Here is a 16,583-nt window from a genome sequence, read left to right on the forward strand (position 1 = left end):
CGCCTAGACCTCGAGCATGACCTTGACGGCGCGGCGCTCGTCCATCGCGCGATAGCCTTCGGCGACCTCGGCCAGCGGCAGCTTGAGATCGAAGACCTTGCCGGGCTTGATCCTGCCCTTGAGCACACGCTGCATCAGGTCAGGCAGGAAGCGGCGCACCGGCGCCGGGCCGCCCAGCATGCGCTTCTGGCCGAAGAACAGTCTTTGGCCGTCAAAGCTCACGCCATGCGGCACGCCGACATAGCCGATCGTGCCGCCGGGCCGCGAGCAGGCTAGAGCCTGGTCGAAGGATTCCGCCGTGCCGACGCATTCCAGCACCGAATCCGCGCCGATGCCCCTGGTCAGCTCCTTGATGCGCGCAATGCCTTCCTCGCCGCGTTCGGCCACGATGTCGGTCGCGCCGAATTCGCGGGCAAGCTTCTGGCGGCTCGCATGGCGGCTCATGGCAATGATGCGTTCGGCGCCCATCTCCCTGGCTGCGAGCACGCCCATCAGGCCGACGGCGCCATCGCCGACAACGACCACCGTCGATCCTTCGCGGACCTCGGCCGCATCCGCCGCGTACCAGCCGGTGCCGAGCACGTCCGACACGGCCAGCAAGTCAGGGACAAGCTCGGCCGGCGGAACCTCGGAGGTCGCAACCAGCGTGCCGTCCGCCAGCGGCACTCGGGCATAGGGCGCCTGGGCGCCGCTCATGAACTCGCGCTGCTCGCAGGAGGACTGGAAGCCGAAGCGGCAATGCGGGCAAGTGTTGTCGGAGAGGCAGAAGGAGCCGACGACGAATTGGCCGGGGCGGACATTGCGCACCTCTGCGCCCACCTCGACCACGATGCCGCAATATTCGTGACCCATATGCATCGGCCCGTCGACCGGCTGCAGCCCGCGATAGGGCCACAGATCCGAGCCGCAGATGCAGCTTGCCGAGAGCTTTATGATCGCGTCGGTCGGGCGCAGGATTTTCGGATCGGCGACCTCCTCGCAGCGGATGTCGCCGGGCTCGTGAAGAACGGTTCCGAGCATTTTGCTGTCCTTTCGTTTCGGAGAAAGTCAGGCGCCGTAGTCGGCGTCGCTGACATGTTCCAGCCAGTCCACCACCTTGCCGTCCTTGACCTCCTGGAGGGCGACGTGGGTCATGGCGGTTTCGGGGGACGCGCCGTGCCAGTGTTTTTCGCCGGGCGCGAACCAGACGACGTCGCCGGGCCGGATCTCCTCGACCGGACCGCCCTCGCGCTGCACGCGGCCGAGCCCGGAGACGACGATCAGCGTCTGTCCGAGCGGATGCGTGTGCCATGCCGTGCGGGCGGCGGGCTCGAAAGTGACCTGGGCGCCTTGCACGCGCGCGGCGTCGAAGGGATTGAAGAGCGGATCGATCCGCACCGTGCCGGTGAACCAGTCCGAGGGCCCCTTGCCGGAAGGTCTCGTGCCTGCGCGAAGAATGTCCATGGTGATCTCCCTTGCGTCCTCAGACGCATTCTATGTGAAGCTGCCCGCCGTCAGACCCTCCAGTCATTCCGCTGGTGGTTATATAAATCACCGACACTATCCGGATTAGCCGTTGCAATCTGCATGGAGTTATTCATTTCTGATATGAATCGACGAGCGGCGGCCACGAACCGCCAGAGCTTGAACGAGCGGCCGAGGTTGCCATGCAACGCGAGGATCTGAAGGATTTGCTGTGGTTCCTGACTGTCGCCAGGGAGCGCAGCTTCACCAGGGCGGCGGCCGAGCTCGGCACATCGCAATCGACGCTCAGCCACACCATCAAGCAATTGGAGGCGCGACTCGGCGTGCGGCTGCTGACCCGCACGACGCGCAGCGTGGCGCCGACGGAAGCGGGCGAGCGGCTCTACCAGTCGCTACTCCCGCGTTTCGAAGGCATCGAGGCCGACCTTTCGAGCCTCGTGGCTTTTCGTGACAAGCCCTCCGGCACTGTGCGCATCACACTATCCGATCATGCGCTGCGAATGATCGTATGGCCGAAGCTGCAGCCGATGCTGCGCGACTATCCCGACCTCAACGTCGAGCTCTACAGCGACAACGGCATGCGCAACATCGTCGAGGAGCGCTTCGACGCCGGCGTACGGCTCGGCGAAAGCGTCGACAAGGACATGATCGCGGTGCGCATCTGCCCGGACTGGCGGCTGGTGGCCGTCGCCTCGCCGGATTACTTTTTGCGTCGCCCGGTCCCCAAGACACCGCAGGACCTGGTCGGACACGAATGTATCTGCCTGCGACAGGCGACGTTCGGCGGCCTCTATGCCTGGGAATTCGAAAAGAAGGGCCGCGAGCTGAGGGTTCGCGTGGACGGCCAGCTTACCTTCAACACGACCATCCCCATGGTCGACGCCGCGCTCGCCGGCTACGGCATCGCCTACGTCCCGGAAGACCTCGTCAGCCAGCACTTGGCCGAGGGCCGGCTCAAGCTCGTGCTCGACGACTGGAGCCTGCCCTTCCCGGGCTACCACCTCTATTACCCAAGCCGGCGCCAGCTCTCGCCGGCCATGGCGGTGATCGTAGAGGCGCTTCGGCACCGGGGCTGAGGAGCTCGCGGTCAGCGCGGAAGCAGCCGCGAAACCTTGAGCCGCGGCGCGAAGAAGCAGCGCAGATAGGGCTGGTTGGTTATGACGTAGTGGTTCTCGCAGATATGGTATCGGCCATCCGGGGATTCCTGCACGCGCTCGCGTGGGATGTTGAAGCCATCAGGCAAATAGACGTAACCGCCGTCGGCCCTGGACTGCACCGAATCGTCGGGTATGGGGCGGCAATCCGTGCCGCCGCAGCATTTGAAGTTCGTTACCGGATCGACCTTGTTTTGGTACCAGTCGTGGGCGTCGACGCCTGTCGCGGCGGCAAGGCACATGGCTGTGACGATGACCCTTCGCATGGCATTCCTCGACAAGGCGGAGGCGCTGCTCATTCGAACGCCATGTATATAGCGTTGCGCCGGAAATGCCATTGCCCGGCGAAGTCCGGAACAGGAGGCCTGGCCCTGGTGGCAGCGATTGGCGGAGCCGGATGCTCAGACAGAGGTCCGGCCGTTTCCGATCACACCAGCCGCTGCCCGCCGTCGATATGGACGGTCTCGCCAGTCATGAAAGCGTTCTGCATCAGATAGAGATAGGCCGGCGCGATGTCGGCGGGCCTGGCGATCCTGCCGGCCGGAATGCGTGCGCCCATCTGCTCGAAATAGCCTGTCTTGGCCTCGCCGACGATCTCGTCCCACATCTCCGTGTCGACCCAGCCGGGCGAGACGATGTTGACGCGGGTCGGCGCGATCTCCAGCGCAAGCGCGCGGGCGAAATAGGTGAAGGAACCGGCGACCGCCGAGACCACGGAGCCGCCGGGGACCGGCGGGCGGTCCTTGTTGATGCCCGAGGTGAAGATCATCGAGCCGCCTTTGTTCAATTTGCGCACGGCATACTTGGCCAACATCACCGCGCCGACCAGCTTGCCGTCGACGAAGCCGCGCACGAAATCCATATCAGTCTCGCCGATCGGATCATTGGGCGGCGGCGTGCCGGCCGTCGCTACCAGATGATCGAAGGCGCCGCCCGTGTCGAACAGGCGGGCAACGTCCGCCTCGCTGGCCATGTCGGCGGCAATGCGCGTCACGCGCCCTACCCCGCCAAGCCGCTTCTCGGCGGCCCTCAGCTTGTCCTCGGAGCGGCCGACGATCACGACGTCCGCGCCGTGTTCCAGTGCAGCGGCCGCGACGCCGAAACCAATGCCGGAGCTGCCACCGACGACGACGATCTTCTTTCCCGTGAGAGTGGTCATGGGTCTTCTCCGTTCTTCAATTGCGGGATGTTTGTGTTCAGGCGCGGCCGGCGTGGGCGGCTTCAAGGTCGGCGAGGATGATCTTCCTCATCGAGTACATCGCCTGGCGTGCCCGATCGGCCTTTTCGCGGTCGGGGTCGTTCATCAGGCGCAAGGCCTCGCTCGGGATGACCTGCCAGAAGACGCCGAACTTGTCCTTGAGCCAGCCGCAGGGCTGTTCCGAGCCGCCGTCGGCCGTAAGCGCGTTCCAGAAATAATCGGTCTCTGCCTGGTCCTTCGTCTCGATGTAAAGCGAGATGCGCTCGTTGAAGGGCGGCACGCCACCGGCGTTGAGCGCGGTGAAGCGCTGACCTTCCAGTTCGAAGTCGAAGATCGCGTGCGGCTTGTCGGTGAACTCGATCGCTCCGAGCGCCCGGCTGTTCTTGAAGACAGAGAGATAGAAGTCCCGCGCCGCTTCGGCATCGAGGTTGAGCCAGAGGAAGGGATGAAGGGTGGCCATGGTGTCCTCGCAGGTTTTTAAGTGAGTATTGATCACAAATTCTGTGAGGATTTTTGCTTGGAAAAAGCTCGACGGACAAACCAAAGTTTGGCAAGGATTTGTTACCATATTTCACAAATGGCTTTGTCGTCATGGCCCGCAGACTGCCGTCGCTCAACGCCTTGCCGGCCTTCGAGGCCGCCGCCCGGCACCTGAATTTTTCCAGGGCCGCCGACGAGCTCAACCTCACCCATGGCGCGATCAGCCGTGCCGTGAAACATCTGGAAGACCAGCTCGGCGTGCAGCTCTTCGAGCGCGCGACGCGCTCAGTGCGGCTCACCCCTGTCGGCGAGCCCTATGCGGCTGCCGTGCGCGAGGCGCTCGACCAACTCGCGCTGGCGACGCAGACGGCGACCTCACGCCATTCCGGCTCGACGCTCAATGTCAGCACGTCGGACGGCTTCGCGGGCAAATGGCTGGTGCCGCGGCTCTACCGGTTTCACCGCGCGCATGGCGATATCGACGTGCGCGTCTCGACCACCGGCCGGTTGACCAATTTCCGCGGCGACGGCATCGACGTCGCCATCCGCTATGGCGGCGGCCACTATCACGGGCTGACGTCGGAATTCCTCACCGGCGAGGAAGTGTTTCCGGTCTGCAGCCCGAAGCTGCTGGAGGGCCCGCATCCGCTGAAGCGGCCCGAGGACCTCAGGCATCACACGCTGATCCGCGACGGCTACCGTATCGACTGGGCGGCGTGGCTGGCCAGCGCCGGGGTCGAAGGCGTCGATCCTAACAGCGGCCTCACCTTCGATTCCGCCACCTTCGCGGTGGAATCCGCCGTCCAGGGCGAAGGCGTGGTGCTTGGACGTACCATGCTCGTCTCCGCCGACCTTGCCACCGGCAGGCTGGTGCGGCCCTTCGATCACGCGCTGAAGGCGGTTTCCAGCTTCTATCTGGTCTATCCGCCGGAAGCGATCCGGCAGCGCAAGGTGAAGGCATTTCGCGACTGGCTGTTTGAGGAGATCAAGCCGAGCTGAGGAGCGGCAACATCTACGCACCGCCTTGCGCGCGTGTGCTGCCTTCGAGACATGGCACTCAACTCGCACCTCTTGCTGCAATGCAACCTGAAGCCCTGTACGCCGATATATTAGCAATTGCTTCTTTATGGGGTGAGCACGTGCTATCGTGGTTCCGGGAACGGCGGACGCGCCGTGAGCGCCCCGCGTTTCCGTTGTGGGAGGAAACCAATGGCTCACTACGTATTGCTGTCGAATTTCACCGACCAGGGTATCAGGACCATCAAGGACACCCAAAAGCGTGCCGAGGCTTTCAAGGCGATGGCCAGCAAAAGCGGGGTCAAGGTTCACACATTGTTGTGGACGCTGGGCAAGCATGATGTCGTGGTGGTTGCCGAAGCGGAGGACGACATTGCCGCGACCGCGCTGAGCCTATCAATGGCATCGATGGGCAACATCAGAACCGAGACGCTGAGGGCGTTCGATACAGCGGATATGGCCAAGATACTGGCAAAGATGGCCTGACCGTTATCTTACCAACGCAGGTGGCTGATCGAAGCCGGCGCCGGGCCTGATGCCCGGCGCCTGCCGCCGACGAATTCACCCTCACCTATGGCGGAGCAGCTCGGCGTGCGCCTCTTCGAGCGCGACGCGGTCGGTGCGGCTCGATCTCTATGCGATCCCCGTGCGCGAGGCGCTCGACCAACTCGCACTGGCGACGCAACGGCGGCCTCGCCATTCCGGTTCGACGCCGCAGCGGAACCGTGATGAAACTTTCGACGGGTTTTCCAGTTTGGTCGGAAGGAGGATCCTTGATATGACTGAACCCGGTGAAGGCAGTTCCCATGGCCGAATTGACGACAAGCAGCTTGTCATCCTGCTGAAGCAAAAAACCGGCATCTCCGACGCTCAAGCCAGGAGGCTGATAAAGGCCGTCGGGCGCGACCGCCCCTCGCTTCTGCGAGAAGCCCGCATCATAAGGGCGCGTGCTCAGACGTCCATGTCAGGGCGCATGTGAACGGCGGAATGCGGCGCATGTTCTACCGGACTCCGCGGCCGTGAAGGCGCTCCTCGGCTTGCTGTTTCACAGACCAGGCCAAACAAGGCCGCGGCTCGTCCAAGTCCGCCGACTTGCACGGGCGCGCCGTTTGCGAGATGCTGAACGGTGATGACCACCCAGTATCTGGACCACAAATTGGAATGCCCGTTTTGCGGCGTCATCCGTTTGAACATTCCAGCCGATGCAAAACCCACAACCCCGATCCATTGCGCCGAGTGCGGCGAATATCTCGGCACGTGGGACGAGCTTCAAACCGACTTCGAGCAGCAAGGCGGCACCGACGGCGTGTTCCGGCTGGACAAGGGGCGTATCCAAAAGCTCAATTCCAGCGGGTAAGAAGGCCGCCGGCGGCGGCTAAAGCGCGTCGCGATCCTTCGGATTCGCTCCATGCGCTTTAGGTCCTCGATTTACGCATGTCTTTATCCCGAAACCGGTTCCCACTTTCGGGAGCCATGCTTAGGATGCTGGCTGGCCGACTGACCGGCGCGCCGGAAGTTCGGCCCGCTAAACAGGACATGACGGCATCCGGCAAGTCCCTTGACGGCTTAAACTCATAAACCCATATCCGATGCAGGCGCGGACCGCTGCGATCCCCGCCCCCGTTCAAACTCAAATTGTTCGTTCGACTTGGAGGATCTTATGAACGATCGGATGTTCGACACCCCTGTTTTCGTCAAGAGCGGAACCAGCCTCATCCAAGAAATCGCCTGCCTCGAGGACGCCCTGGAATTCCTCTATGAATGGCCCAAGAACCGGCGGGGGCCGATCTACGAAACGGCGCTCCGCGCCTGCCAGAGGGCCTTCGACAGCGGCTTTCCGCTGACGGCCGCCAGAGAGGCATTTTGCGGTTTCGCGAAATCCGCCAAAATCCATGAAGACGTGAGCACCACCCTGCCCTGGATGATCGGCAAAGGCCGCAAGGGCGGCGGCCTGACCGCCTAGCATCGTCGCGGATCGAGGGAGTTTTGCGATGTTCGCCAAACCGTTCGAAAAACCAATCCGGGTTTGGGTGGGACTGGGATTTCCGCGTCAGTTGAACACCGTCGCGGACGCCTATCAATTCGTCATCGACTGGTGCGGTAACAGCCCCGAGCAGAGGGCGGCCATTCGTGCCTGCAGGGCCGCGCTCGCCGGGGATGTTGACGCGGAAACAGCAAAGGGCGTTTTCGTGGCCTTTGCGCGCAAGAAGGACATCCTCATCGAGGATGGCGCCGTTCCCCCCACCGTCCTTGAAAGTGCTCACCCAAAGCATGCCTGATCAAAGTGAGGCGGCGGCCAGCGCCGCCTCACTCACTCTCGGCCGCGATCGCCGGCAGCGTAGCACGATCTTCATCTTGCCCCTCGATAGGAACCAGATCGAGGCTGCCGCGTCATATAGGCAGGTCCTTGTCGCGGTTCCGGAGTGACGTCGATGGTCAGGTTCCTTGTTGTCGTCGCGGTGGCGCTGGGCATCGCGTGCGGCGTCGCGCAAGCAGCGAGGCTGGAACCCGACGCCGTCAATCAAGCGCAATTCCGCGAGGGTGAACCCAAAGGCGTCAGCCCCATGCTGCTCAAGGCGCAGGTGCTTCTGGACCGCGCCCGCTTCTCCCCCGGCCTGATCGACGGCCGCGTCTCGCAGAACTTCACCAAGGCCGTCGCGGCCTTCCAGGCGGCGAATGGACTACCTTCCGACGGCAGGCTCACGCGGGAGACCTGGGACAAGCTCGCGGCAACCTTCGCCGGCCCGGTGCTAACGACCTATGAGACCACCGCGAAGGATGTGCGCGGCCCCTTCACCAGGCGCATCCCCACCCGCATGGAGAGCATGGCGCATCTCAAGCGCCTCGACTACCGTAACCCGCGCGAGAAGCTGGCCGAGCGGTTCCATATCAGCGAACAATTGCTGGGAATGCTCAATCCCAAAGCCGGGTTCAACAAGGCCGGCACGACCCTGGTCGTGCCCGATGTCGGCCGCGGCGATCCGCCTTCGCAGATAGCCAGCGTCGAGGTCGACAAGGCATCGCGCCAGGTGCGCGCCCTAGATGCGTCGGGCAAGGCGATTGCCGTCTATCCCGCCTCGATCGGCAGCGAGGAGAAACCGGCGCCGAGCGGCGCGGCCGAGGTCAAGCGCGTGGTGCACAATCCGACCTATCACTACAATCCGAAATTCGCCTTCAAGGGAGTGAAGACTAAGCATCCCTTCACCATCGCCAAGGGGCCAAACAATCCCGTCGGATCGGTATGGATCGACCTCTCGATCGAGAGCTACGGCATCCACGGCACGCCCGACCCGGGCAAGATCGGCACCACCTACTCGCATGGCTGCATCCGGATGACCAACTGGGACGCCGAAGACCTTGCCGCGATGGTCAAGCCGGGCACGAAGGTCGACTTCAGGGACGAGACGGCGCAGGATGGGCAAGCCCAGTAACTGCCTCCGCTCGCAGCCCGGCCCGCAGGCTGCTGCATAAATCCAGCTTATCATGACCCCTCATTTTTGAAGACGTTACAGCGCCAATCACCGCCTGTAGCTTCGACCGCGGTTGTCCTTAGCTAAGTCGAAAAACTGGTGGTTTGATGCAGACACATGCGCGGGTGGTGATCGTTGGCGGGGGATGCGTCGGCGCGGGAATTCTCTACGGGCTGGCCAAGCGCGGCTGGACCGACGTGGCGCTGCTGGAGCGCACGCAGCTGACCGCCGGCTCGACATGGCACGCGGCGGGGCTGATCCCCTCCTATGCCCGCAACATCAATGTCGGGCGCATGATCAACAAGACCATCGAGATCTATGAAGAGCTGGAAGCCGAGACCGGGCAGCCGGTGGGCTGGCACAAATGCGGGCAGCTGCGCATCGCCAATTCGCGCGACCGGCTCGACGAGTATAAGAGCTATATGAGCGTCGCCGAGGTGCAAGGCATGCGGGCGCAGCTGCTGACGCCCGACGAAGCGCGCAAGCTGTGGCCGCTGCTCGACAACAAGGAGATGCTCGGCGCGCTCTACCATCCCGATGACGGCCATATCGCGCCGGCCGACGTGACGCATGCCATGGCGAAGGGCGCGCGGGATCTGGGCGCAAAAGTCTACCTCAGCACCGAGGTCACCGGCTTCAAGCGGACCGCCGGCGGCGAGTGGCTCGTCCGGACCAATCAGGGCGACATCACCTGCGAGCATGTGATTTGCGCCACCGGCAATTACGCGCGCCAGACCGGCGCGCTGCTCGGCCTCGATATACCGGCGATCCCGATCCTGCATCAATACTGGATCACCGAAGCGGTGCCGGAAGTGGTGGAGCGCAAGCGCGCGGGGCGGCCCGAAATGCCGATCCTGCGCGACGAGGGTTTCGAGGGGTATCTGCGCGAGGAAGGCGACGGGCTGATGTTCGGGCCTTACGAACGCACCGAGCACCTCAAGCTGTTCGCCGAGGACGGCGTTCCCTCCTGGTTCGGCGCCGACCTGCTCGAAGAGGATTTCGAGGCGGTGTCGTGGAACTGGGAGCAGGCCTTGCGGCTGGTTCCGGCGCTCGGACGCGTGGGCATCAAGGCCAATGTGCGCGGGCCCTTCCAGATGACGGCCGACGAACTGCCCTTGATGGGACCGGCCTGGGGCTTGCCCAATGTCTGGCTCGCCGAAGGCGTGCCGGGCGGCATCCTGTGGGGCGGCACGATCGGCTACTATCTGTCCGAGCGGATCGTCGAAGGCGGCAACAGTATCGACACGTCCGATCTCGATCCGCGCCGTTTCGGCGATTACGCCAACAAGGAATGGACGCGCGAGAAGGTGCGCGAGGCGTGGGGCACGCATGCCGAGCAGAAATATCCGGGGCAGGACATGCCCGCCGCGCGGCCGCAGAAGACCGCGCCTTCCTATGACAGGCTGACGAAGCTGGGTGCCGTCTGGGGCGTGCTCAACGGCTGGGAGATGCCCAACTGGTTCGCGCCGAAGGGCGTCGAGGCCAAGGACCAGTATAGCTGGCGCTGGACCGAAAAGGGCGTGTTCGTCGGCGAGGAGGTGCTGGCGGTGCGCAACGCCGTCGGCCTGGTCGAGATGACGCCGATGACCAAGTTCGAGGTGTCGGGCCCGAACGCCGCCCAATGGCTGGACCGGATCATCGCCAACCGCTTGCCGACGGTCGGCAAGGTGACGCTGGCGCATCATCTGACGGCCAACGGCGGCGTGCAGGCGGAATACATGGTGGCGCGGCTTGGCGAGGACCTGTTCTACCTGATCTCCACGCCGCGCGCCGAGCGCTGGAACTTCGACGATCTTTCCAGGTTGCTGCCGGCCGACGGCAGCGTGGTCTTGAAGAACGTCACCAACGATCGCGGCTGCTTCACGGTCGTCGGGCCGAAGGCGCGCGAGGTGCTGCAGCCGCTGACCGAGATCGACCTTTCCAACGAAAGCTTTCCTTGGTTCGGCGTCAAGACCGGCGGCGTGGCCCTCGCCAGCGATGTGCGGCTGTTGCGCGTCAACTATGAGGGCGAGCTCGGCTGGGAGCTCTATCACCCCCTGCCCTACCAGCGGCAGTTGCTCGACGCGATCCTGAGGGAAGGCGGGAAGCACGGCATGCGGCTGGTCGGACTGCATGCGCTGGAGTCGCTCAGGCTCGAGAAATCCTATCGCGCCATGTATCGCGACATGAATCCGGAGCTCAACGCGCTGGAGAGCGGGCTGGAACGCTTCATCCGCCTCGACAAGGGCGATTTCGTCGGGCGCGACGCGGTATTGAAATACAAGGAGCGCAATGACCAGCGCCGCTCGGTGACACTCAGGATCGACACGGACGGCGCCAGCACTCTAGCCAATGAGGGGCTCTACAGCGACGGCAAGCTGGTCGGGCGCATCACATCCGGCGGCTATGGCTATACGCTCGGGCATGATGTGGCGCTGGCGCTGCTGCCCGAGCGTTTAGCGAGGCCCGGCACGAAGCTCGATGTTGCGATCCTGGGCGATTGGAAGACGGCGCAAGTGGTCGCGGATTCGCCTTACGATCCGAGCTCGGCCAGGGCGCGAATGTAGCCATATGCGCATCGAGCGGATCAACGTCTATTCGGCCCATTTGCCGGTCAAGAACGGCGTCTACCGCATGGCCAGCGCCGATGTGGAGGCGCTGGACTCCACACTGGTCGAGATCGTCACCGATGACGGGCTCGCAGGTTGGGGCGAGACCTGCCCGATCGGCCCGGTCTACCAGCCGCATCATGCGCTGGGCGCCCGCGCCGCCATCGCCGAGATCGCGCCCGGCCTCATCGGTTCGGAGATCGCCTCGATCAGGCTGCTCGCCAGGCAAATGGACGAGCGGCTGAACGGCCACGGCTACGCCAAGGCCGCCTTCGACATGGCGTTGCTCGACGTGCTCGGCCAAAAACTCGGCGTGCCTGTTTCGACGCTCTTGGGTGGCGCGCTGACCGACCGCGTGCCGGCCTATTATTCGCTGATCGTCGGGCCGCCGAACGAGACGGCGAGGATTGCCGCCGACAAGGTGAAGGCCGGCTATCAGCGCCTGCAGGTGAAGATCGGCGGACACAACCTGGAAGAGGATGTGGCTGTCGTCAACAGGGTCTGGGAAGCGGTCGGCTACAAGGCGCGGATCGCGGTCGACGGCAACCGGGGCCTGACGGTGGCCGCGGCGATCCATCTCGACCGGCTCTGCCAGGCGATCCCCTTCGTCTTCGAGCAGCCCTGCAACACGATGGACGAGATCGCGACGCTGAAAGGCCGCGTCACGCATCCGGTCTATCTCGACGAAAGCACCGAGGACCAGAACGCGGTGCTGCGGGCAATCTCGATGGGCATCGCCGACGGCTTCGGCTTCAAGGTGACGCGGCTGGGCGGGCTGACCAAGATGACGACGGTGCGCGACCTTTGCGCGATCCGCTCACTGCCGCACAGCTGCGACGACGCCTGGGGCGGCGACATCATCGCGGCGGCCTGCGTGCATCTTGCCGCCACCGTCGAGCCGCGCCGCATGGAAGGCGCCTGGATCGCGCAGGAATACATCAAGGGCCATTTCGACCAGAAGCACCCGGTCGTCATCAAGCAAGGCCACATCGCCGTGCCGCAACGGCCGGGGCTCGGCGTGAAGCCGGAGCCCGGCATGTTCGGCAAGCCGGTGGCGATATACGGGCCGTAGGCCAAAGCAGCGCGCAGCCAGTTCGCCGTTTCGAATCGGCGCGGGCGTAGGCGACAATTGTCAGCGCCGTCCCCCACTCCGTCTCGGCGCTGCGCGCCGAGCCACCCCTCCCCCCTCCGGAGGGAGAGGAAATAGTCATCGAAGCGGATCGTTCCGCCCTGTCCCGCGTTCTTGTGACACGCAAGGAGGAACGGCGATGGACGACGATCGGACCGAGAAGATCAGGCAGCGCGCCTATGAGATCTTTCAGCGCGAGGGCGGTATCCTTGGCCATCACGAACGGCACTGGCAACAGGCCGAGATGGAGATCGACCGCGAAGCGGCTCTGCCGCTGACCGCGGGCGACGCGCTGCCCGAAACGCGCGAGATCGACAGCGCGGATGTGCTGACGGTGGAAGCGCTGGCCATGCGCACCGGCATTTCGGGCGACGAGGCGCGGGAGCTGCTCGATCGGCTGGGCAACGATCGCGCGGCGATCGAGCAAGCCGCGCGGAGTCTCAAGGCAAAGCGGCGCAGCTGACGAGCCAGCAACCATCCCATCTGCGCTTCACGCCGAGGACTACGGGCGTGCCCAGGACACGTCCCGGCGCCCGCGCTTTGGTGTGCGCTTTCAGGCGCAATGGTCACGCTTGTCCTCATCCTCGTGACGGTATGGGCAGCGCTCGCTGAGCAGCGCCCGCTTTTCGCTCCGTCGGCGGAACCCTCGGCCCGATCAGAGGTTCATCCCCTGTACACCACAGGAGATGCGCCATGGACCACACCAGCCACGTAAGACTGACCAATGCCGAGCTCACGCCGGAGATCCTCGAAGGCGCCACCATCTACGGGCCCGACGACGAGAAGATCGGGTCGGTCGACCATCTGCACCGCAGCCAGGTCGTCATCGACGTCGGCGGCTTTCTCGGCATCGGCGCCAAGCCGGTGGCCGTCACCGCCAGCCAGCTCGATTTCATGCGCGACGAGGACGGCGACGTGCATGCCGTCACCAGTTGGACGAAGGATCAGTTGAAGGCGATGCCGGAGCATCGCGACTGACGAGTTGCGGTTGTGAATAAATGAAGAAAACGGGCCGGCATTGTCGGCCCGTTTTTCGTTCATGTCCGCGTCATAAGCTTCTATTGTAGTTGCATCGCTCGGCGGCCTGCATCTGGCCTCCGTGCTCAACGAGACGCTGGCGGTGGACAAGTAGCCCCGGTCAGCTGCGCACGGCCACGACGAGACAGGCGCAGAGCGCCACATTGACGGTCGCGGCCAATGCAAGGGTCGTCAGGACGAGGTAGCCGCCGCCAATGCCCAGAAGCAGCGCTCCGATCGAGGGAGCCGCCGCCTGGATGATAAGGCTCGGCGTTGCGAGCTTGCCCATCAGAACGGCGTATTGCTGCGGATCGAACAGCACCAGCGGCAGGGCGCCGCGCGCGATTGTGTGGATGCCGTTGCCCGCGCCGTAGAGGATAAGGGCGAGCGCGATGAACGCATGGCTCGCCAGGAGCAGCCAGATCCCGGCCGCGAGCAGGGATACGGATGCCAGCATCGTCCAGATAGGATGGTGCCGGTTGCGGCCGATCAGCAGTTCCGCCACGCGCGCGCCGACCTGCGACGGGCCGACTAGGGCGCCAAGACCGACTGCCGCCGCCAGGCCCACGCCGCGCAATTGCAGCAGCGTCAGCAGGTGGACGGAGAGCGTGGATGCGATCATCGCGGCCAATGTCAGGATGGAGGCAAGCAGAATGAAGCGTGCCCGCGCCCCGCCCGTGGCGGATGCCTCTTTCGACTTCCCCCTCACCGGGCGGGCGTCGCGGGTGGAGGCGGCGGTATCACCCAAAGGTGGAGCGGCAGGCAGACCGCCAGATGGATCGCGGCATAGGAAAGGCAGGCGATGCGCCACCCGCCATGCTCGACCAGGAAGGCGCTGAGCGGCCAGCAGACGGTGCTGGCGAAACCACCGAAGAGCGTCAGGTTGGTGATGGCGCCGCGCGCTGCTCGACCATAGAGCCGCCCCAGCGTGGCGAAACCGGCGTCGTAGAGACTGCTCGACATGCCGAGGCCCATCAGCAGCCAGGCAGACAGGTAAAGGGGATAGACAGTTGCCGTCGCCAGCAGCGAATGCCCGGCCGCGAGCAGCAGCGAGCCGGCGGCGAGCACCGGACGGCCGCCATGGCGCTGGATCAGCCGGCCGGTGACGGGGGATACAAGCCCGGCAAGCAGCAGCCCGCAGGACAGGCCGGCAACGACCAAGGCGAGCGACCAGCCGGTATCCTTTGCAATCGGCGCGGCAAGGACCGCGGGCAGATAGTAGGACGATCCCCAGGCGAGGATCTGCGTGATTCCGAGGGCCGTGACGAGAACATGACGGTTGCGCTGGACGGGCGCAGGCGCTTCGGCCTTCACGGATTGCTCAAAGCCCATTATCAATCGAGCCTCAAAGGGGAGCGCACATGCGTATCGCGGTAATCGATGAGGCCGAAGCAACGGCGCAGCTCGATGCCCTCGCCGGGCTCTTGATGCAGAGCATAGAGGATGGCGCGCTCGTCGGCTTCGTCCTGCCCTTCGATGCCGAACAGGCCCGGTCCTATTGGCAAGGCATCTTCCCCTCGCTGGTGGCCGGGGAGCGCCTTCTCATCTGCGCGTATCTCGAGGACAATCTCGTCGGCACCGTCCAGCTCTATCTGTCGCCGGAACCGAATGCGCTGCACCGGGCGGAGGTTTACATGCTGCTCGTGCATCGAGATTTCCGGCGGCAAGGCATCGGTTCCGCGCTCATGGCATCCCTGGAAGACGAGGCAAGGAAGAGAAAACGTTCCCTTCTGCTTCTCGACACCGCCGAGGGCGGAGCAAGCGAGCGGCTCTATCGGCGCATGAATTGGCGGCAAGTCGGCATCGTGCCGCATCATTCCGTCGACCCGTTCGGCAAACCAAAGGCGTCCATCTATTTCATGAAGCATCTGGCGCCCTAAGCGGGGGGGCAGGATCCTTTGTTTTTTCGCAATTCCGGACGGAAAACCGCTACGCACTTTTCCCGGAATTACTCGTATAGGCGACCTGCTCGCCGTCCTCCTTGATAAACTCCCGCACCGGATTGTCGAGCAGCGGCAGCACCGCTTCCGATGGCCGGCACAGTCTCGTCCCTTTCGGCGTCTCGACGATCGGCCTGTTGATCAGGATCGGATAGGCAAGCATGAAATCGATCAGTTCCTCGTCGCTCCATTTCGGATCGGCGAGACCGAGCTCGGCATAGGGCGTTCCCTTCTCCCGCAGCAACTGGCGGGGTGCGATCCCCATCGCCGCGATCAGTTCGAGCAGCCGCTCGCGGCTGGGCGGCGTCTTCAGATATTCGATCACCACCGCTTCCTCGCCGCTGGCGCGGATCATGGCGAGCGTGTTGCGCGAGGTCCCGCAAGCGGGATTGTGGTAGATCGTGACCGTCATGGTTCTGCTTTCAGTGGGTGGGATTGCTGAACGGTTTCGGGCTTGAGCAGCCAGCCCATCAGCGCAAGCGCGATTAGGGCGCCGAGCAGCTCGGCGATGATGAAGCCCGGCAGATCGACCGGCCTGATGCCGGAGAAGCTGTTGGTGAGCGAGCGCGCCACGGCAACAGCGGGATTGGCGAAGGACGTGGACGCCGTGAACCAATAGGCCGCCGTGATGTAGAGCCCGACCAGCCACGGCACGGCCCGCCGTTCGAAGCGAATGCCGGCGAGAATGACGGCGACAAGGCCGAATGCCGCGACGCCTTCGGAGAACCATTGCGCCGGACCAGCTCGCGACTTCGTCGCGATCTCCAGAACCGGCAGGGCGAACATGAGATGCGCCGCGACCGTGCCGGCGATGCCGCCGATAAACTGCGCGGCGAGATAGGGCGGAAGATCGCGGGCGGGCAGCGACCGGTTGAGGCAGAACACCAGCGAAACGGCGGGATTGAAATGCGCGCCGGAGATCGGCCCTAAGATGGTGATCAACACCACCAGCATGGCGCCGGTCGCGAGCGTGTTGCCGAGCAGCGCCAGCGCGGCGTCATGCGTCAGCGTCTCGGCCATGATGCCGGAACCGACGACCGTCGCCACCAGCAGACCGGTGCCCAGGACTTCGGCGACGAACCGCCGCGCGAGATCGAAGCCGTTCATCGGCTGGCCCTGGGTCGGG

At 64.3% G+C, this 16,583-nt stretch carries 22 protein-coding genes; 13 read left to right on the plus strand and 9 right to left on the minus strand.

The window, feature by feature from the left end; all coding sequences use genetic code 11:
- Positions 1-3: 3 nt before the first annotated feature.
- Together DPM35_RS00560 and DPM35_RS00565 are read right to left on the minus strand one after the other, a co-directional pair.
- A complete protein-coding gene (locus DPM35_RS00560; RefSeq protein ID WP_112125411.1) occupies positions 4-1,020 on the minus strand; it encodes a zinc-dependent alcohol dehydrogenase family protein in 1,017 nt (338 codons plus the stop codon).
- Between the two features lie 27 nt (positions 1,021-1,047).
- A complete protein-coding gene (locus tag DPM35_RS00565; RefSeq protein WP_112125412.1) occupies positions 1,048-1,443 on the minus strand; it encodes a (R)-mandelonitrile lyase in 396 nt (131 codons plus the stop codon).
- Positions 1,444-1,646: 203 nt separating this feature from the next.
- Between DPM35_RS00565 and DPM35_RS00570 the strand changes: the two genes are divergently transcribed.
- Positions 1,647-2,540: a LysR family transcriptional regulator gene (locus DPM35_RS00570; RefSeq protein WP_112125413.1), complete on the plus strand. Its 894-nt coding sequence runs from the start codon at positions 1,647-1,649 to the stop codon at positions 2,538-2,540.
- Positions 2,541-2,551: 11 nt separating this feature from the next.
- Here the strand turns inward: DPM35_RS00570 and DPM35_RS00575 are convergent, their stop codons facing one another.
- The 3 genes from DPM35_RS00575 to DPM35_RS00585 all read right to left on the minus strand — a co-directional run bounded on the left by DPM35_RS00575 (position 2,552) and on the right by DPM35_RS00585 (position 4,276).
- On the minus strand, positions 2,552-2,917 hold the full coding sequence (locus tag DPM35_RS00575; protein WP_112125414.1) for a hypothetical protein: 366 nt from the start codon (positions 2,915-2,917) through the stop codon (positions 2,552-2,554).
- Positions 2,918-3,045: 128 nt separating this feature from the next.
- On the minus strand, positions 3,046-3,777 hold the full coding sequence (locus DPM35_RS00580) for an SDR family oxidoreductase (RefSeq protein ID WP_112125415.1): 732 nt from the start codon (positions 3,775-3,777) through the stop codon (positions 3,046-3,048).
- Positions 3,778-3,814: 37 nt separating this feature from the next.
- A complete protein-coding gene (locus tag DPM35_RS00585; RefSeq protein ID WP_112125416.1) occupies positions 3,815-4,276 on the minus strand; it encodes a VOC family protein in 462 nt (153 codons plus the stop codon).
- 131 nt (positions 4,277-4,407) lie between these two features.
- Between DPM35_RS00585 and DPM35_RS00590 the strand changes: the two genes are divergently transcribed.
- The 11 genes from DPM35_RS00590 to DPM35_RS00640 all read left to right on the plus strand — a co-directional run bounded on the left by DPM35_RS00590 (position 4,408) and on the right by DPM35_RS00640 (position 13,478).
- The gene (locus DPM35_RS00590) at positions 4,408-5,295 is read left to right on the plus strand and encodes a transcriptional regulator GcvA (RefSeq protein ID WP_112125417.1); all 888 of its coding nucleotides are present in this window, start codon (positions 4,408-4,410) and stop codon (positions 5,293-5,295) included.
- A 210-nt stretch (positions 5,296-5,505) separates the two neighbouring features.
- Complete coding sequence (locus DPM35_RS00595; RefSeq protein ID WP_112125418.1) at positions 5,506-5,799, plus strand: GYD domain-containing protein; 294 nt, start codon at positions 5,506-5,508, stop codon at positions 5,797-5,799.
- A gap of 133 nt (positions 5,800-5,932) precedes the next feature.
- Entirely contained in the window at positions 5,933-6,292 is a 360-nt protein-coding gene (locus tag DPM35_RS00600; RefSeq protein WP_146767898.1) for a hypothetical protein, read from the plus strand.
- 150 nt (positions 6,293-6,442) lie between these two features.
- Positions 6,443-6,670, plus strand: coding sequence for a hypothetical protein (locus tag DPM35_RS00605; RefSeq protein ID WP_112125420.1), 228 nt, complete (start codon positions 6,443-6,445; stop codon positions 6,668-6,670).
- Positions 6,671-6,973: 303 nt separating this feature from the next.
- Positions 6,974-7,276, plus strand: coding sequence for a DUF982 domain-containing protein (locus DPM35_RS00610; protein WP_112125421.1), 303 nt, complete (start codon positions 6,974-6,976; stop codon positions 7,274-7,276).
- 28 nt (positions 7,277-7,304) lie between these two features.
- Complete coding sequence (locus DPM35_RS00615) at positions 7,305-7,592, plus strand: DUF982 domain-containing protein (protein WP_112125422.1); 288 nt, start codon at positions 7,305-7,307, stop codon at positions 7,590-7,592.
- A 153-nt stretch (positions 7,593-7,745) separates the two neighbouring features.
- Positions 7,746-8,744: a L,D-transpeptidase family protein gene (locus DPM35_RS00620; RefSeq protein WP_112125423.1), complete on the plus strand. Its 999-nt coding sequence runs from the start codon at positions 7,746-7,748 to the stop codon at positions 8,742-8,744.
- Positions 8,745-8,890: 146 nt separating this feature from the next.
- Entirely contained in the window at positions 8,891-11,329 is a 2,439-nt protein-coding gene (locus DPM35_RS00625; protein WP_112125424.1) for a GcvT family protein, read from the plus strand.
- A 4-nt stretch (positions 11,330-11,333) separates the two neighbouring features.
- Positions 11,334-12,443 carry a mandelate racemase/muconate lactonizing enzyme family protein gene (locus DPM35_RS00630; RefSeq protein ID WP_112125425.1) on the plus strand — a complete coding sequence of 370 codons (1,110 nt, stop codon included), beginning with the start codon at positions 11,334-11,336 and terminating at the stop codon, positions 12,441-12,443.
- Positions 12,444-12,639: 196 nt separating this feature from the next.
- Positions 12,640-12,963 (plus strand): DUF2934 domain-containing protein, encoded by a 324-nt coding sequence (locus DPM35_RS00635; RefSeq protein WP_112125426.1) that lies wholly within the window; start codon positions 12,640-12,642, stop codon positions 12,961-12,963.
- Positions 12,964-13,193: 230 nt separating this feature from the next.
- On the plus strand, positions 13,194-13,478 hold the full coding sequence (locus tag DPM35_RS00640; RefSeq protein ID WP_112125427.1) for a PRC-barrel domain containing protein: 285 nt from the start codon (positions 13,194-13,196) through the stop codon (positions 13,476-13,478).
- Between the two features lie 160 nt (positions 13,479-13,638).
- On the opposite strand, the gene DPM35_RS32730 is transcribed toward DPM35_RS00640, so the two are convergent.
- Together DPM35_RS32730 and DPM35_RS32735 are read right to left on the minus strand one after the other, a co-directional pair.
- Entirely contained in the window at positions 13,639-14,265 is a 627-nt protein-coding gene (locus tag DPM35_RS32730; RefSeq protein WP_245431385.1) for an MFS transporter, read from the minus strand.
- Positions 14,223-14,831, minus strand: a complete 609-nt coding sequence (locus tag DPM35_RS32735) for an MFS transporter (RefSeq protein ID WP_245431386.1) — start codon at positions 14,829-14,831, stop codon at positions 14,223-14,225. Before DPM35_RS32735 ends, DPM35_RS32730 begins: the two co-directional genes overlap by 43 nt.
- A 47-nt stretch (positions 14,832-14,878) precedes the next feature.
- Here DPM35_RS32735 and DPM35_RS00650 point away from each other — a divergent pair, with 47 nt between their 5' ends.
- Positions 14,879-15,397 (plus strand): GNAT family N-acetyltransferase, encoded by a 519-nt coding sequence (locus DPM35_RS00650; protein WP_112125428.1) that lies wholly within the window; start codon positions 14,879-14,881, stop codon positions 15,395-15,397.
- A 49-nt stretch (positions 15,398-15,446) separates the two neighbouring features.
- Here DPM35_RS00650 and arsC read toward each other — a convergent pair whose 3' ends face one another.
- Together arsC and DPM35_RS00660 are read right to left on the minus strand one after the other, a co-directional pair.
- Entirely contained in the window at positions 15,447-15,869 is a 423-nt protein-coding gene (gene arsC, locus DPM35_RS00655) for an arsenate reductase (glutaredoxin) (RefSeq protein ID WP_112125429.1), read from the minus strand.
- Complete coding sequence (locus DPM35_RS00660; RefSeq protein ID WP_112126180.1) at positions 15,866-16,564, minus strand: aquaporin; 699 nt, start codon at positions 16,562-16,564, stop codon at positions 15,866-15,868. Before DPM35_RS00660 ends, arsC begins: the two co-directional genes overlap by 4 nt.
- Positions 16,565-16,583 lie beyond the last annotated feature (19 nt).

It is taken from the genome of Mesorhizobium atlanticum (assembly GCF_003289965.1).
GTDB lineage: Bacteria > Pseudomonadota > Alphaproteobacteria > Rhizobiales > Rhizobiaceae > Mesorhizobium > Mesorhizobium atlanticum.

Bases quoted from the DNA above. Each gene is read 5' to 3' on its own strand.
- DPM35_RS00560 (WP_112125411.1), bottom strand. From the start codon at position 1,020: ATGCTCGGAACCGTTCTTCACGAGCCCGGCGACATCCGCTGCGAGGAG.
- DPM35_RS00565 (WP_112125412.1), bottom strand. From the start codon at position 1,443: ATGGACATTCTTCGCGCAGGCACGAGACCTTCCGGCAAGGGGCCCTCG.
- DPM35_RS00570 (WP_112125413.1), top strand. From the start codon at position 1,647: ATGCAACGCGAGGATCTGAAGGATTTGCTGTGGTTCCTGACTGTCGCC.
- DPM35_RS00575 (WP_112125414.1), bottom strand. From the start codon at position 2,917: ATGAGCAGCGCCTCCGCCTTGTCGAGGAATGCCATGCGAAGGGTCATC.
- DPM35_RS00580 (WP_112125415.1), bottom strand. From the start codon at position 3,777: ATGACCACTCTCACGGGAAAGAAGATCGTCGTCGTCGGTGGCAGCTCC.
- DPM35_RS00585 (WP_112125416.1), bottom strand. From the start codon at position 4,276: ATGGCCACCCTTCATCCCTTCCTCTGGCTCAACCTCGATGCCGAAGCG.
- DPM35_RS00590 (WP_112125417.1), top strand. From the start codon at position 4,408: ATGGCCCGCAGACTGCCGTCGCTCAACGCCTTGCCGGCCTTCGAGGCC.
- DPM35_RS00595 (WP_112125418.1), top strand. From the start codon at position 5,506: ATGGCTCACTACGTATTGCTGTCGAATTTCACCGACCAGGGTATCAGG.
- DPM35_RS00605 (WP_112125420.1), top strand. From the start codon at position 6,443: ATGACCACCCAGTATCTGGACCACAAATTGGAATGCCCGTTTTGCGGC.
- DPM35_RS00610 (WP_112125421.1), top strand. From the start codon at position 6,974: ATGAACGATCGGATGTTCGACACCCCTGTTTTCGTCAAGAGCGGAACC.
- DPM35_RS00615 (WP_112125422.1), top strand. From the start codon at position 7,305: ATGTTCGCCAAACCGTTCGAAAAACCAATCCGGGTTTGGGTGGGACTG.
- DPM35_RS00620 (WP_112125423.1), top strand. From the start codon at position 7,746: ATGGTCAGGTTCCTTGTTGTCGTCGCGGTGGCGCTGGGCATCGCGTGC.
- DPM35_RS00625 (WP_112125424.1), top strand. From the start codon at position 8,891: ATGCAGACACATGCGCGGGTGGTGATCGTTGGCGGGGGATGCGTCGGC.
- DPM35_RS00630 (WP_112125425.1), top strand. From the start codon at position 11,334: ATGCGCATCGAGCGGATCAACGTCTATTCGGCCCATTTGCCGGTCAAG.
- DPM35_RS00635 (WP_112125426.1), top strand. From the start codon at position 12,640: ATGGACGACGATCGGACCGAGAAGATCAGGCAGCGCGCCTATGAGATC.
- DPM35_RS00640 (WP_112125427.1), top strand. From the start codon at position 13,194: ATGGACCACACCAGCCACGTAAGACTGACCAATGCCGAGCTCACGCCG.
- DPM35_RS00650 (WP_112125428.1), top strand. From the start codon at position 14,879: ATGCGTATCGCGGTAATCGATGAGGCCGAAGCAACGGCGCAGCTCGAT.
- arsC (WP_112125429.1), bottom strand. From the start codon at position 15,869: ATGACGGTCACGATCTACCACAATCCCGCTTGCGGGACCTCGCGCAAC.
- DPM35_RS00660 (WP_112126180.1), bottom strand. From the start codon at position 16,564: ATGAACGGCTTCGATCTCGCGCGGCGGTTCGTCGCCGAAGTCCTGGGC.